Below are 14,407 nucleotides of genomic sequence, written 5' to 3' on the forward strand. Positions count from 1 at the left end.
GTTTAATCACAGGAGCAAGGCGCTGTTTTGATCAGCATGACGCGATTGAGGATTCTATCATGACGCGTGCCCTGGAAATCACATTTGAACGCTATCCCATCGCCGGCGAGTTCCGCATTTCGCGCGGCGCCAAGACCGAGGCCGAGGTGATCGTCTGCGCGATCCGCGACGGCGCAGCGGTCGGACGCGGCGAATGCGTGCCCTATCGCCGCTATGGCGAGACGATGGAGAGCGTCGAAGCCGAAATCGCGGCAATCGGGGACGCGGTCGCGCGCGGGCTCGATCGCGAGCATCTCCTCGGCAAGATGCGACCCGGGGCGGCGCGCAATGCGGTGGATTGCGCGCTCTGGGATCTCGAAGCCAAGCTCGGGCTGGGCCGGGTCGCGGACCGGATCGGCGTCACCGCGCCCGCGCCTCTGGTGACGGCCTACACATTGTCTCTGGGAGACGCCGACGCGATGGGGCGGCAGGCTTCGCAGTACGCCCATCGCAGGCTTCTGAAGATCAAGCTCGGGGCCGAGGGCGACGAGGCGCGCATCCGCGCCGTCCGCGCCGGCGCGCCCCATAGCGCGCTGATCCTCGACGCCAATGAAGGCTGGAGCGAGGAGACGCTTGCCGGGCTGCTGGCGGTGTCCGCCGAATGCAAGGTGAGCCTGATCGAACAGCCCCTGCCCGCCGGTCGCGATCAGTTGCTGGCGACGATCGATCGGCCCGTTCCGATCTGCGCCGATGAGAGCGTGCATGCGACCGCCGATCTCGCCGGTCTCCGAGACCGCTATGACGCGGTCAACATCAAGCTCGACAAGACAGGCGGGCTGACCGAGGCTCTGTCGATGAAGCGCGAGGCGGAACGGCTGGGCTTCAAGATCATGGTCGGCTGCATGGTGGGCTCGTCGCTGGCCATGGCGCCGGCGACGCTTCTAGCGCAAGGCGCAGATTACGTCGATCTCGACGGTCCCTTGCTGCTCGCGCGCGATTGCGAGCCGGGACTGGTCTATGAGGGTTCGACGGTGACGCCGCCTGCGCCTGCGCTCTGGGGCTGAAGGAACCGCGCCCAGAGCACCATGACGAAACCGAGGCCGGCGGCCACAGACATGGCGTAGAAGCCGTGTACGCCGAAGGCATTGTAGAGATAGCCCGACACCCAGGTGCCCAGCGCCATGAACAGCGCGATCATGGTGGTGTAATAGCCCTGCGCCGAGGCCTCGCGGCTTTCATCGACATTGGCGATCAGGAAACGCTGGATGCCGATATGGGCGGTGGCGAAGGTGAAGGCGTGGGCGCATTGCAGGCCGAGATGCCCCCAGAAGCCGAGCTCCATCGGAAAGATGATCCAGCGCAGCACGGCGACGCCGCAGCCGAACAGAATGAGCCCCCAGAGCGAAATGCGCGACAGGAAGCGCGCCGACAGCCAGAACATCAGGATTTCGGCCACGACGCCCGCCGCCCAGAACAGGCTGATCGCCTCGCCCGAATAGCCCTGCTTGGCCCAATAGATCGAGGCGAAGGTGAAGAGCATTGCATGGCTGCCCTGAGACAGCGCCGCGCCGCCGACCACGAGAATGAAATAGGGCTTCAGGAATGGCGACGGCCCGGCCATCGGCGCCGCGTCGCCCGCAGCGCTCGCGCGAAAACCGGCGCGGCCGAGCCGCGGCGCCGTCAGCGCCATCACGATGGTGAGGACGAAAAAGACGGCCATGGCCGGCGCCACCATGCCGCCACCGGCAATGGCGAACAGCCAGCCGCCAATCAGATTGGTGAGAATGAAGGCGGCCGAGCCCCAAAGCCGGATCACGCCGTAATCGAACCCCCAGCGGCGCACCCCCGTCACCAGGATGGCCTCGGCCACCGGCACATAGGGCGCGTAAGCGATGCCCTGCAGGCCGTAGATGATCAGCACCGCCCAAAAGGATTGGCTGAAACAGAGCGCCAGCGCCGTGATCAACGATACGACCGACGACCAGACAAGGACATGAACGCGGTCGGGCGCGCGATCCGCTGCCCAGGATCCCAGCGGCGTTCCAATCATTCTGAGCAGATGCGGCATGGCGAGGATGATGCCGATTTCGGCGTCGCTCATGCCGAGATAATCTAGGAAGACAGGGAAATAGGGCAGACCGATGCCGTTGACCATCAGCGGGGCGCAGAACAACAGCGCGACGCGCAATCCGAACAGGCGCGGCGCGCCGGCGCGTTGGCTGGCGGAAAGGGACTGATGCATGCTGGTATTCCTGTCGCCGGCCATCGGGGATGACGGCCTCCTCCGGCGCCCCGACGAAACAAGGAACGGGCCGGGACATTCATCGGCTATCACTCGCGCAGCTGCTTCGCCATGGCAAATTGAGGCGCCCGGTCAATTCGTCATACTGATTGCAAAGCCGCAACACTCCGCATTATTTACGGCTTTGACCGGCTAATTTGCGATGACCGTCTTACCGATAGTTGATATCGTGACTTCAGGATGAAAGGTGATTTTTGATGCGATTTGTAGGATTTTATAACCAGAATCGCGATTCAACATCACATTCATTCGAATATTTCGGATTTTTCTGGACTTTCGGCTCAAATTCGTCACGATTCAGGCCGATTTCGGAAAAATCCGCACATGCGGAGAATGACTTCATTTTCTACTCATGGTAGCCGTCGACCATGAATTAGCCGATTCAGAGGCGGCAGGGGGAGTGACATGTCCAGCATCTATACCGGTCCGGTGTTCGAAATGGCTAGCAACCAGTTTCGCAGCGTGGCGGATTACCTCGAAATTCCCGAAGGCCGCCGGGACCGCCTGCTTTATCCCAAGCGCGCCATCACCATTTCCTGCCCGATCCATCTGGACAATGGCGAGGTCGCGGTGTTTCAGGGCTATCGCGTCCAGCATCATCTGACGCTCGGGCCCACCAAGGGCGGCACGCGTTTCGCCCCCAGCGTCGACATCGGCGAGGTCTCGGCGCTGGCGATCTGGATGAGCTGGAAATGCGCGCTGGCCGGCCTGCCCTATGGCGGCGCCAAGGGCGGCGTCACCGTCGACGCCTATTCGCTGTCCAAGCGCGAGCTCGAGGGCCTGTCTCGGCGCTACATGCAGGAAATGATCCCCTTCGTCGGCCCGCATATCGACGTCATGGCGCCGGATATGGGCACGAACGAGCAGGTCATGGCCTGGTTCATGGACACCTATTCCATGTATCAGGGCAAGACGGTCAACGAGATCGTCACCGGCAAGCCCGTCTCCTCCGGCGGCACCGAAGGCCGGCGTGAAGCCACCGGCCTCGGCGTCGCCCATCTGATCGGCCGATCGATGGAGCGGCTGAAGATGACGCCGTCCGAGACGACCGCGATCATCCAGGGCTTCGGCAATGTCGGCTCCTATGCGGCGATCGAACTTGCGCGCCAGGGCGTGAAGATCATCGGCGTCTCCGACCACACCGCCTGCTATCTCGACCGCAAGGGCCTCGACGTCGACGCGCTGATCGCGCATACCGCGCAGCACGGATCGCTGAAGGGCTATTCGAGCGAAGCCCTGTTCGATCCGAACCAGTTGCTCGTCCAGCCCTGCGACATTCTCGTGCCGGCGGCGATCGAACGGGTGATCGACGCAGACGTCGCGGCCAAGCTGAAGTGCCGCATTCTCGCCGAGGCCGCCAACGGCCCGACGACGCCGGAAGCCGACGCCGTGCTCGACCAGCGTCGCGACGAAATCTTCGTCATACCGGACATTCTGTGCAATTCCGGCGGCGTCATCGTCAGCTATTTCGAATGGGTGCAGGATCTGCAGCAGCTGTTCTGGAAGCGGCACGAAGTCCTCGACCGCCTGCGCGGCCTGCTCGACGACGCCTTCCAGCGGGTCATCGCGCGCGTGGAGAAGGACAGCATCTCCCATCGCGTCGCGGCCATGGCGATCGGCGTCGACAAGGTCGCTCAGGCCAAGGAGACTCGCGGCCTGTTCCCCTGAGAAACAACGCCATTTCACGCGAAAGGCCGCGACGGTTCGCCCGTCGCGGCCTTTTTCATTCGGGGTCAGTCGATCAGAAAGCCGCCCGCGCTGCGACTTCCATCTTGGGCTTGGGCGCGGTCAGGAGCTTGATCGGCACGAGCGGGCTAGCCTCGGAATTCGGCTTCTCCACCTTGTTCCAGCGCACCAGCTCCATCGTGCCGTCGTAATTCTCGATGATGGCGGTGCAGCTTTCGACCCAGTCGCCGGTGTTGATGTATTTGACGCCGCCGATATCCTCGATCACCGCGTGGTGGATATGGCCGCAGATGACGCCGTCGACCTGGTGGCGGCGGGCCTCCTCGGCGACGACATTCTGGAATTCGCCGATGAAATTGACGGCGCGCTTGACCTGAAGCTTCGCCCAGGCGGAAAACGACCAGTAAGGCAGGCCGAGGCGACGGCGGACCTTGGCGATCAGCACATTGAGCGCGATCGCCATGTCATAGGCCCAGTCGCCGAGATGGGCGATGAACTTGGCGTTGCGCACCACCACGTCGAATTCGTCGCCATGCAGCACGAGATAGCGCTTGCCGTCGGCGGCCTCGTGAATGATGCTCTTCTCGACCTCGATGCCGCCGAAATGGATGCCGGGATAATCGCGCATGAAGGCGTCGTGATTGCCGGGGATATAGATGATGCGGGCGCCCTTGCGCGCCTTGCGCAGCAGCTTCTGGACCACGTCGTTACAATTCTGCGGCCAATGCCAGTTGCGCTTCAGCCGCCAGCCGTCGACGATGTCGCCGACCAGCACGATGGTCTGGGCTTCGTGAACGCGGAGGAAATCGAGCAGGAAATCCGCTTTCGCCGCCTTGGAGCCGAGATGGATGTCGGAGAGAAACAGGGTGCGCACGCGGCGGGTATTGAGAGTATCTGTATCTTGGGACATGACATCGCCTCACGATTTTTCCGTGCCTCTCGAAAAGCAGAGTCCTGTTTCACCATTATGACAGGAGGGCCGGCAGCCGGATCGTTAAGCCCGCATTCATGTTTTTCGGCGAATGATCGCGGGTCTGGGACATGAAATCCACAAACAAGGTGCGTCGCGCGGTCATGACATCACGCCTGATCCTGACTGTCGTGCTGGCGAGCCTCGCCCTGCCCGGCGCGGCGTTCGCCTCGGATATCTGCGATCGGCTGAGCTTCGATCTCGCCACGCTTTCGGGACGCCAGAACCCGGTCGCCGAGAGCCTCAAATACGCCCGCGCCATCAATGACCAGAAAACGTCGCTGCGCGCGCTCGCGGTCGCGCTCCGGGAGAAAGGCTGTTCCTCCGGCAGCATCCTGACCGTGGGCGGCGAAACGGACGCAGCCTGTTCCGAGCTTGAGGACAAGCAGGCGCGAATGCGCCGCAACCTGTCCATCCTGGAAAGCAAGCGCATCTCGCTTCTGTCCGACGCCGAGGATCGGGCGCGGGATCGACGCCGGATCGAGGACGAACTCGACGCCTATGACTGCAACAGCGCGCCGCAACTGGTCAGCACCCCCGGCGAGACGGACGAGCCCCTGGTGCAGGACGCGCCCGGCGGCATGGAGATCATCCGCGCGCCGCAAAGCGAACCAGACCCCGCCAGCAACGGCTTCGTCGATCTCGGCGGCGCCGGCGACAATGGCGGGCTGGTGACGCTCTGCGTGCGCACCTGCGACGGCGCCTATTTCCCGATTTCGTCGCGCGCCTCGAGCTTCAATTTCCAGCGCGACGCGCAGGTCTGCTCGATGATGTGCCCGGGCCGAGAAACGGAACTGTTCTACCACAGCATCGCCAGCGAGAGCACGGAGATGCGCTCGGCGGTGTCGGGTGAAGACTATGCGGGCCAATCCTATGCCTGGCGCTTCCGCACCCAACCGAAGACAGCCGAATGCGGCTGCAATTTCTCGCTCTACTACAAGGAAATGCTGCGGCGGGAGGCGATCGTTTCAGGCAAGGCGCTGCCGAAAAAGCCGGCCGACTCCATCGTCTGGGTCAAGCCGCAATTGCGGGGCGGGCTCGCGCAGGTGGATGCGAAGAGCGCGCCGGCCGTCGAACGGCCCTACACGCCCGATCCGAAAATCCGTCTGATCGGCCCTGCCTTCCTGCCCGACGATCGCGCCATCGATTTCCGCAATCCCGCACAAGCGGAAAAAGACGCCGGATAAAACCTGCGGTCAAGGTTCTATCCAGCTTGCTCCTCCACTACAGTCGCGACAGAGAATCGCTGGGGCGGACGGGCATGAATCAACAGGTCATCATTCATTGGGGAATTTCGAGCTTCTTCGGCTGGGGCGTCTATGGCCTGAACCTCGCGCTCAACTGGGCGGGGGATTCCGGCATCGAAGCCCGCACCTCCTTCCCTTACAATCCCGATCAGGTGGTGGTCGATCCGCTGCGCCGGCTGGCGCTGCGCGGTTTCGAATATAATTCCCGTCAGTTCGTGTCGCAGCTCAAGCCGTTCGAAGGCAAAGCGGCCAATGTCGAGGCGACGCTGCTCGCGGCGCTCGGCAATGACTTCTCGATGAGCAAGGGGCCGCACAACACAGAAATCCACGGCAAACCGACCATCGGCGTGGTGTTCTTCGAAATCCCGCAGCTGTCGGCCGAGACGCTGGCGCGGGCCAAACGCTTCCCGCTGATCGTCTGCGGCTCGACCTGGAATGAGGACATCCTGCGCGCCTACGGACTGACCAATGTCACCACGGTGATCCAGGGCATCGATCCGACCCTGTTCCATCCCGCCCAGCGGCAGGGCGTGCTGTCGGATCGCTTCATGGTGTTTTCCGGCGGCAAGCTGGAATTGCGCAAGGGTCAGGATCTGGTGATGGCCGGCTTCGCGCGCTTCGCCAAGCGCCATCCCGAGGCGCTGCTCGTCACCGCCTGGCATAGCCCCTGGCCGCAATTCGCCCGCACGCTCGACCGTTCCGGCAAAGCCGCGCCCCTGCCCTTCGGCGCTGACAACAAGCCCGACCTCGCCGCCTGGGCCCGCGCCAACGGGCTTGCGGAAACACAGTTCCTCGATCTCGGCGCGGTGCCGAATGCGCTGATGCCTCCGATCCTGCGGGAGATGGACGTGGCGCTGTTCCCCAACCGCTCCGAAGGCGGCACCAATCTGGTGGCCATGGAAGCCATGGCCTGCGGCGTGCCGACCATTCTTTCGGCCAATACAGGCCATCTCGACCTGATCGATGGCAAGAACTGCTATGCGCTGGAAACGCAAGCCAGCGTGTCGGGCGAAGGCGCCGGCGTCGGCTCGGTTTCCGGCTGGGGCGAAAGCAGCGTCGACGAAATCGAGGATTCGCTCGAGCGCGCCTGGCGCGACCGCAATGACGCCCGCCGTCGCGGCGAACGCGGCGCGGCCAAGCTCGGCGGCTATTCCTGGTCGCGCACGGCCGAGCAGATGCGCAAGATCGTCCTGACAAACCGGGCCTGAGGCGGACATCGCCGATGGATATCGCGGTCTATGGCGGCCTGTTTCTCGCCGCCTTCGGGGCCGCGACCCTTCTGCCGATGCAATCGGAGGCGCTGCTGGCGGGACTGCTGATCGCCGGGGGCCATCATACCCTTATGCTGATTGCGGCGGCGAGCCTCGGCAATATTCTCGGATCTCTCGTCAATTGGGCGCTCGGCCGCGGCATTGAGCGCTTCGGCGGCCGGCGCTGGTTTCCGGCAAGCCAGGCGCAGCTCGACCGCGCCGCGCTCTGGTACCGCAAATACGGCCGCTACAGCCTGCTTCTGAGCTGGGTTCCCATCATCGGCGATCCCATTACGCTGATCGCCGGCGTGTTGCGCGAACCGTTCCTGCCGTTCCTGATCCTGGTGTCGATCGCCAAGATCGGGCGTTATCTCGTTGTCGCGGCCATCGCGCTCAACTGGGCCTGAGCATCGCTTCCGCGCGCGCGGCGGCGCGGGCGATCACCGGCGCATAATTTTCTCCAGCGCTTTGACGCTCGAGCCGCATTGCCGGATACCAGGGCGTCGTCTCGCCCGCCACCTGCCATCGCCAATCCGGAACGGCCCGCAGGAGCGCAATGGCGGGACGGCCGAGCGCGCCGGCGAGATGCAAGGGCGCGGTGCAGACGGAGACGACGAGGTCGAGATTGGCCATGATCGCGGCGGTGTCGACAAAGGCGTCAGGGCCGGAATCCGCATCGGGACCGGGATGCTCCAGAAGATAGCTCACGCCCCGGACGCGCCAGCCGGTTCCGAAATCGGTCGGCTCGAGGTCTTCGCGGTCGAGCTTCTGCAGCGCGATCAGGCGCGCATCAGTGATGGAGGCGAAAGGAGTGAGGTCCTCGGGCGACGACAGGCTCCTGCCCTTCTCCGCCGGCGAATTGGGATTGCCCTTCCAGACGAGACCGATCATGGGACGACCATCGGCCTTCGAACGCGCCCTCCATGCGGCTGTCGCTTCGGCCGGCGCGGTCAAATGCGCTGCCATCCGGGGCACGGCGCCGAGGGTCAGCTTCAACCTGTGCGGCAGACTGAGGAGCGCCGTGTGATAATCGCCGTCGGACGCGCCGTGAGTTCCCGTCACCTTGATCGGAAAGGGCAGCGACTTCATCAGCACTGCAAGCTTTTCGGGAACGTGAAACACGACGTCACCGCCCAGTGACGCAACAAGTCCGAGAAGCCGGGCGAACTGGATCGTATCCCCGAGCCCCTGCTCGCCATGCACGATGATGCGCTTGCCCGAAAGCGGCTCGCCCTGCCATTCGGGAATGTTGCGATAGCTCGGGCGATCCTTGAAATCGGCGGTCTTCCACCGCCATTCATACTCACGGAAACCATTGGCGAAATCGCCGAGCCGCATCAATGCGAGGCCGAGATTGTAATGGCCTTCCGGTGACTGAGGCCACAGCGCGGTCGCGCTGCGGAGCAATCCGATCCCTTCGAGCGAGCGACCTGTGTCGACGAGCAGATTGCCGAGATTGTGCATGGCGATCTTATAGCTCGGCTCCACGGCCAGAGACTGCCGATAGCACTGTTCGGCCTCCACGAGATCGCCGGTCTTTGCGAGCGCAATCGCCAGATTGCAAAGAGTTTGCGCAGAAACCGGCCCAAGTTCATGCGCCTTGCGATAGGATGAAATGGCGTCCTCGAAACGCTCCGCATCGGTCAGCGCATTGCCGCGATTGAACCAGAAATCCGACCGCGCCGGCTGCATTTCGGCGAGCTCGTCAAAAATCTGCAATGCTTGGTCCAGCCGCCCGGACTGCCTCAACGCGGAGGCCATCAACGCCTGCGCATCGAAATGGCCGCGATTCCAAGCGAGGACTTCGCGATAGATCGCGATGGCGCCCGCATAATCATGACGCCTGTGTAGATCCACGGCGCTGGTAAGCCGCGCCTGCACATCCTGTTCGCTCATCATCTGTCGGGGTTGCGCCGTCATCGATCCCTCCTCAACGCTCCGCCACCACCGCGGCAAGCCGTTCGGCCGCAGGGAGAACGGCGCTTGCCCAATCCCCGACGCTCTTTTGCCGGAACAATGTCAGAGACGGATACCACGGACTATCGGATCGCTCGTTCAGCCAGCGCCAGTCAGCATGATATTTCAACAGGCCGAAGGTCGGCACGCCCAGGCTGGCGGCCAGATGCAGGGTGGCCGTGCAGGAGGAGACGACAAGATCGAGCGCCAATATGGCGGCGGCCGTCTCGGCGAAATCGCCGAGATCCTGCCCCGGAACCAGCATCGAGCGGGCGAAGTCGCAGGACGCGATCTGATCCAGCCCATCGGTTTTCTGCAGGCTCACGAAACGGACGCCGGGCGCTGCGAAAAGCGGTTCAAGAGACGACAATGGCGGAGAGCGGCCGGCGTCGGCTCTGGCCTTGGGATTGCCCTGCCAGATCAGGCCGATATTCATGGCATCGCCGGCGAAGCGGCTCTTCCAGGCCGCCACACGGGCCGGATCGATGTTGAAGACCGGCGGCGGCGGCACAGTGTCGACCGTTGTTCCGAACACCAGCGGCAAGCTCAGGATCGGCACTTCCAGATCCATCTGCGGACGCTGACGGCCCTGCTCGATGATCACCACATTGGGACCGAAATCGATGGTCCGGAACAGAGTGAGAAGCGGCCCCCTCATTTCCAGCACCAGCTTGCCCACCCGGCGCGCCGCTTCCGAGACGAAGCGGATAAACTGGATATTGTCGCCGAAGCCCTGCTCGCCATGCACCAGCAGCACTTTTTCGGGCGCCGGCGAACCGTCCCACCGGGGAACGCTGAAATCGCGCTTGCGCATCTCCTTGCTGCCCCAGCGCGCCTCGTAATCGAGGAAGCCGCCGGGAAAATCGCCGGCGAACAATTTGGCGTGGGCGTGATCGAGAATCAGATCGAGATCCTCGCCGTCGAGCGAACGAGCGATTTCGAAGGCCGCGAGCGACTCAGCAGGCCGATGCAGATCCCGCATCGCATTGCCGATGCCGCGATGGGCCTTGGACAGTTTCGGCTTGAGTTTGATCGCGGCGCGATACTGTTCAACGGCCTCCTCAAAGCGGGTCTCGTCGCGGAGAATATTGCCGTAGGACAGATAGGCTTCCGCCGTCGGCTTGATGGCGATGGCGCGCGACAAGAGGGTCATGGCCTGCTGCGGCCGGTTCAAGCGACGAAGCGCGATGGAGTAGTTGGTCAGAAATTCCGGCGAATTCTCGCCTTCGCGCTCCGCCTCGCGGAAGAGCACCGCAGCCTGGGCGTTGCGGTCCTGATGGAGCGCGCTGACGCCGAGCATATGCAGGGCGCTCGGGCGCAGCTTCTTATAGCCCAGCACGCTGGCGAACCCCTTCTGCGCGCCGGTGAAATCGTTTCTGCGCTGCGCCTCATGGGCGGCGTTGTAAGCCGCGAGCGGATCGAACGGCTTGATCTCCCCGGGCGTCGACGGCGCGGAGACGCGGCGTTGCGAGAGATCGCCGGAGACGAGCCTCTGAAGCGCTTCGGTCACGCGTCCCATCACGGCGGCGAAAGGCTTGGGCTCAACCTCCCCCGCATAACGGCGGAAAAGACGGGTTTCCGGATACCAGGGGCTATCGGAACGCTCTCTCAGCCAGCGCCATTCGGGATGCGCTTTCAAGATCACCCAGCAAGGACGGCCAAGCGCGCCCGCAAGATGGGCGACGGCAGTGTCCGAGGTGACGATGAGATCGAGATTCATCATCATGGCGGCTGTGTCGGCGAACGCTTCCTTGCCGGAATCGTAGTCCGGGCCGGGGCGCTCCACCTCAAACAACCCGTCGAGCGCATCGATCTGTTCTTCACCCTTGCCCTTCTGCAAAGCGATCAGGCGAACGCCGGGGACCTTCGCCAGCGGCTCAAGCGCCGTCAACGGATAAGAACGGCCCTTGTCGACCTTGGGGTCGGGATTGCCCTGCCAGACGATGCCGACGCGGAAGCCGGGCTTCTCGGCAAGCCATTCGGCCCATTTCGTCACCCGTTCGGGATCGGCGGTGAAATAGCTGTCGCGCGACGGAATCGTTTCGAGCCGCATGCCGGTCAGTCCGGGCATGCTCATCATATAGGCCATGGCGTCGGTCTTGGGCAGTTTGTCGCCATCGCCGAACACGCCGTCGACGCCCGGCACGGTTTTCAGAAGATGTCCGATCACCGAGCGGCAGGCGATGTAGACCTTTGCGGCGCCGCGTTCCTTGAACCAGGTCGCATAGCGGCAGAACTGGAAGGCGTCGCCGAAGCCCTGCTCGGCCATCATCAGAATTTTAAGGCCCTTGGGATCGCCGCCGGTCCAGAGCGGCACGCGCGGGCGATTGGCCATCAGCCCGAGCTTTTCGGACTTCAGCCGCCATTCGTAATGCTGCAGACCGCGTTCGTAATCGCCCTCGTTCAGGAGCGCCATGCCGAGCGCCAGATGCGCATCGGCGTAACCCGGACGCACATTGATGGCGGTCATGAAGGCGCGCTTGGCCGCTTCGTCGTCGTCGCCTTCCATTTCGGCGATGCCGAGATTGTTCCAGCCTTCGGCATGTTTGGGATCAATGGCGACGGCGCGGCGCTGATAATAAAGCGAGAGGCCGAGTTCGCCATGGTTGCGCTCGTAGACGCCGAGATTGGACAGCGCATCGGTGTTTTTGGGATCGAGGAAGGACGCCTGCTCCCAGGCCTCCGCCGCCGCCCGGAATTTTTCCGCCGTATTCAGCGTGGCGCCGAGCTGCACCCAGAGCTTGGCGTTTTCCGGTTCGAGATCGACCGCCCGGCGCATGGCGCGTTCGGCTTCGACATGATTGCCCATGTCGGCATAGACCGAAGACAGCGCCGTGAGCACCGTCGTCGACTTGGGCTCGCGTTTGGCCACAGCCTCCAGCCTAGCCAGCGCTTCGGCATGTTTCCCCTCCCCGGATTCGCGCTTGGCAAGCGAGACCTGCGACGGGGAATGGGAAGGATTGACCGCAAGCGCAAAATTCAGCGCGCGACGGGCGTCGCCCCGTTGACCGAGACTGTCGAAGAGAACGGCGAGATTGCTCCAGTAATCGGCGGAGCCGGGCGAGATCGCTACGGATTGCATGGCGAAAGCGAGCGCTTTCCGCGCCGCTTCCGGGCTCCGGCGACCGCTTTCCAGAACAGCCATGGCGTAGAGGTTCATCAGATGCGCGTCGTCGCGGCGGTAGGCGATAGCTTTGCCGTAAATCGCGATCGCATTCTGGAACTGACCTATCGTGTGAAGCTTGACCCCGTCCTGAACAGGTTTGTCGCCGTGATCATGACCGAGTTCGCCGAACAACGCCGCAAGGTCGGATGCAGCCTCCTCGAACAGCGAACGCCAGTCGCCCGCCTCTTTCTTGCGGAACAGGCGCATGCTGGGATACCAGGGCGCCACCGCCCCCTCGGCGCCCCAGCGCCAATCCGGAGCCTTCTTGAGAAAGAGCCAGACCGGCCTCCCCAGAATGCCCGCGAGATGGGCGATCACCGTATCGGAGGTGATGACGAGATCCAGCGACAGGATCATCGCCGCAGTATCGACAAAGGCGTCGTCGCCGGCATCGAAGTCACTTCCCGGAGACAGGAGGCGCAGACCAGGAGGCGCGGCTTGATCGAGACCGAAATGGCGTTGCAACGAAATGAAATTCGCCCGATCCGCAAGCGACGCGAGCGGCGCCATGGCCGACAGCGGAATGGAGCGGCCGATATCGACCGCCGTCTTCGGATTGCCCTGCCAGCACAAGCCGATGCGCCAGGTGGTTTTGGATTCGCCCCGGAGCCCGAAACGGCGCCACTTCTCGGCGCGTTCGGCTTCGACGCGGAAGCGGCTGACGCCGATCGGAACATTGCCCGGTTCGAGACGGGCCAGCCGCGGCAGCGACATCAACGGCAACCAGGCGTCATGATCCGGAAGCGGCTCCAGATCGGAGCGCAGCTGAATATCCGTCTTCGTGAACAGATCAAGCCGCGAGAGAACATTGAACATCCGCCGATGGCAGACAAAGATCAGTTCCTTCACGCGCTTTCGCGCCGGCGCCAAAAGCCGAAGGAACTGGAAAACGTCGCCGAAGCCCTGCTCGTGGACGACAACGAGACGGCCGTCCGGCATTTCCTGCCCGACCCAGAGCGGTTGCTGTGACAACGGGCTTTTTTCAAGCGCCGCCGACACCCGCATCCTGAGTTCATAATCGTCCCAGGCCGCGAGCCAATCGCCGCGATAAAGACGGTTGACCGAGAGATTGTAGCGAAGCAGCTCCCAATCCGGCCAACGCTTGAGACCTTCGACATAGTGACTGATCGCGGCGTCGACCAGACCGAGATTTCGAAGCGACGCGCCGCCATTGATGAAGGCGACTTTATGCTCCGGATTGCGCTGCAACACCCATTCGAATTCCGCCAGCGCCTCGCGGTCGCGACCAACCGCCTGATAGGCCGCGCCAAGCGCCAGATGCGCCTCGATGCTCTCCGGCGCCGCCTTTAGAGCCGAGGCAGCCAGATTATACGCCCTCTCCTTTTCGCGCAGATCGAGCGAAAGTTGCGACGCCTGAACCAGTAGCGCGACATTGGCGGGCTCCAGCGCAAGCGCCTTGCCCACAGCCTCATAAGCTTCAGCGAAACGCCCTGCCCGGGCCAGGGCGACGCCCAGATTGGCGTAACCACCCACGACGCGGGGCCTGAGCGTGATCGCCTGCTGCGCGGCGGAAACTGCGTCTTCCGTATGGCCAGCAGCAAGCAAGGCGGTCGAATAGTTCTGCCATATGCTTGCCTGCTTGTCGTCGAGCTCGATTGCGCGCTGGAAATAATCCAGAGCGTCGGCAGAGCGCTCCGACATGTGCAGGGCGACGCCCATATAGTGCAGAACAGAGGGATCGCCGGGAGAGAGACGCGAAAGATCCTCGAGCGCAGCAAGACTTTCCGCCACTTTCCCGTCGCCGAGCATACGGCGGCAATCATCCACGGAATAGCGTTCGACTCCGGTCATCTCTCCGCCCATGCCTTCTTCGCTCCTCATTTCCCGGCG

9 protein-coding genes are annotated in these 14,407 nt (G+C 63.3%); 5 read left to right on the top strand and 4 right to left on the bottom strand.

Annotated elements, in window-relative coordinates; translation table 11 throughout:
* Window positions 1–59: 59 nt before the first annotated feature.
* On the top strand, window positions 60–1,043 hold the full coding sequence (gene dgcA, locus E8Q41_RS23890) for an N-acetyl-D-Glu racemase DgcA (protein WP_137158071.1): 984 nt from the start codon (window positions 60–62) through the stop codon (window positions 1,041–1,043).
* Here the strand turns inward: dgcA and E8Q41_RS23895 are convergent.
* Entirely contained in the window at window positions 995–2,221 is a 1,227-nt protein-coding gene (locus E8Q41_RS23895) for an MFS transporter (protein ID WP_137158072.1), read from the bottom strand. The genes dgcA and E8Q41_RS23895 overlap by 49 nt on opposite strands.
* Before the next feature lie 465 nt (window positions 2,222–2,686).
* Between E8Q41_RS23895 and E8Q41_RS23900 the strand changes: the two genes are divergently transcribed.
* The gene (locus E8Q41_RS23900; RefSeq protein WP_137158073.1) at window positions 2,687–3,949 is read left to right on the top strand and encodes a Glu/Leu/Phe/Val dehydrogenase; all 1,263 of its coding nucleotides are present in this window, start codon (window positions 2,687–2,689) and stop codon (window positions 3,947–3,949) included.
* Between the two features lie 73 nt (window positions 3,950–4,022).
* Here the strand turns inward: E8Q41_RS23900 and E8Q41_RS23905 are convergent, their stop codons facing one another.
* The gene (locus tag E8Q41_RS23905) at window positions 4,023–4,877 is read right to left on the bottom strand and encodes a UDP-2,3-diacylglucosamine diphosphatase (protein WP_137158074.1); all 855 of its coding nucleotides are present in this window, start codon (window positions 4,875–4,877) and stop codon (window positions 4,023–4,025) included.
* 131 nt (window positions 4,878–5,008) lie between these two features.
* Between E8Q41_RS23905 and E8Q41_RS23910 the strand changes: the two genes are divergently transcribed.
* The 3 genes from E8Q41_RS23910 (at window position 5,009) to E8Q41_RS23920 (ending at window position 7,841) form a co-directional block, all read left to right on the top strand.
* A complete protein-coding gene (locus E8Q41_RS23910; protein WP_137158075.1) occupies window positions 5,009–6,124 on the top strand; it encodes a DUF2865 domain-containing protein in 1,116 nt (371 codons plus the stop codon).
* A gap of 74 nt (window positions 6,125–6,198) precedes the next feature.
* Window positions 6,199–7,392 (top strand): glycosyltransferase family 4 protein, encoded by a 1,194-nt coding sequence (locus E8Q41_RS23915; RefSeq protein ID WP_170976596.1) that lies wholly within the window; start codon window positions 6,199–6,201, stop codon window positions 7,390–7,392.
* 14 nt (window positions 7,393–7,406) lie between these two features.
* Entirely contained in the window at window positions 7,407–7,841 is a 435-nt protein-coding gene (locus tag E8Q41_RS23920; protein WP_137158077.1) for a YqaA family protein, read from the top strand.
* On the opposite strand, the gene E8Q41_RS23925 is transcribed toward E8Q41_RS23920, so the two are convergent.
* The gene (locus E8Q41_RS23925; RefSeq protein WP_137158078.1) at window positions 7,828–9,354 is read right to left on the bottom strand and encodes a tetratricopeptide repeat protein; all 1,527 of its coding nucleotides are present in this window, start codon (window positions 9,352–9,354) and stop codon (window positions 7,828–7,830) included. The two genes, E8Q41_RS23920 and E8Q41_RS23925, sit on opposite strands and share 14 nt — an antisense overlap.
* 10 nt (window positions 9,355–9,364) lie before the next feature.
* Entirely contained in the window at window positions 9,365–14,368 is a 5,004-nt protein-coding gene (locus E8Q41_RS23930) for a tetratricopeptide repeat protein (protein WP_170976597.1), read from the bottom strand.
* Window positions 14,369–14,407: the final 39 nt, after the last annotated feature.

The sequence above is a fragment of the Rhizobium sp. FKL33 genome (assembly GCF_005222915.1).
GTDB lineage: Bacteria > Pseudomonadota > Alphaproteobacteria > Rhizobiales > Rhizobiaceae > Rhizobium_E.

Bases quoted from the DNA above. Each gene is read 5' to 3' on its own strand.
- dgcA (WP_137158071.1), top strand. From the start codon at position 60: ATGACGCGTGCCCTGGAAATCACATTTGAACGCTATCCCATCGCCGGC.
- E8Q41_RS23895 (WP_137158072.1), bottom strand. From the start codon at position 2,221: ATGCATCAGTCCCTTTCCGCCAGCCAACGCGCCGGCGCGCCGCGCCTG.
- E8Q41_RS23900 (WP_137158073.1), top strand. From the start codon at position 2,687: ATGTCCAGCATCTATACCGGTCCGGTGTTCGAAATGGCTAGCAACCAG.
- E8Q41_RS23905 (WP_137158074.1), bottom strand. From the start codon at position 4,877: ATGTCCCAAGATACAGATACTCTCAATACCCGCCGCGTGCGCACCCTG.
- E8Q41_RS23910 (WP_137158075.1), top strand. From the start codon at position 5,009: ATGAAATCCACAAACAAGGTGCGTCGCGCGGTCATGACATCACGCCTG.
- E8Q41_RS23915 (WP_170976596.1), top strand. From the start codon at position 6,199: ATGAATCAACAGGTCATCATTCATTGGGGAATTTCGAGCTTCTTCGGC.
- E8Q41_RS23920 (WP_137158077.1), top strand. From the start codon at position 7,407: ATGGATATCGCGGTCTATGGCGGCCTGTTTCTCGCCGCCTTCGGGGCC.
- E8Q41_RS23925 (WP_137158078.1), bottom strand. From the start codon at position 9,354: ATGACGGCGCAACCCCGACAGATGATGAGCGAACAGGATGTGCAGGCG.
- E8Q41_RS23930 (WP_170976597.1), bottom strand. From the start codon at position 14,368: ATGACCGGAGTCGAACGCTATTCCGTGGATGATTGCCGCCGTATGCTC.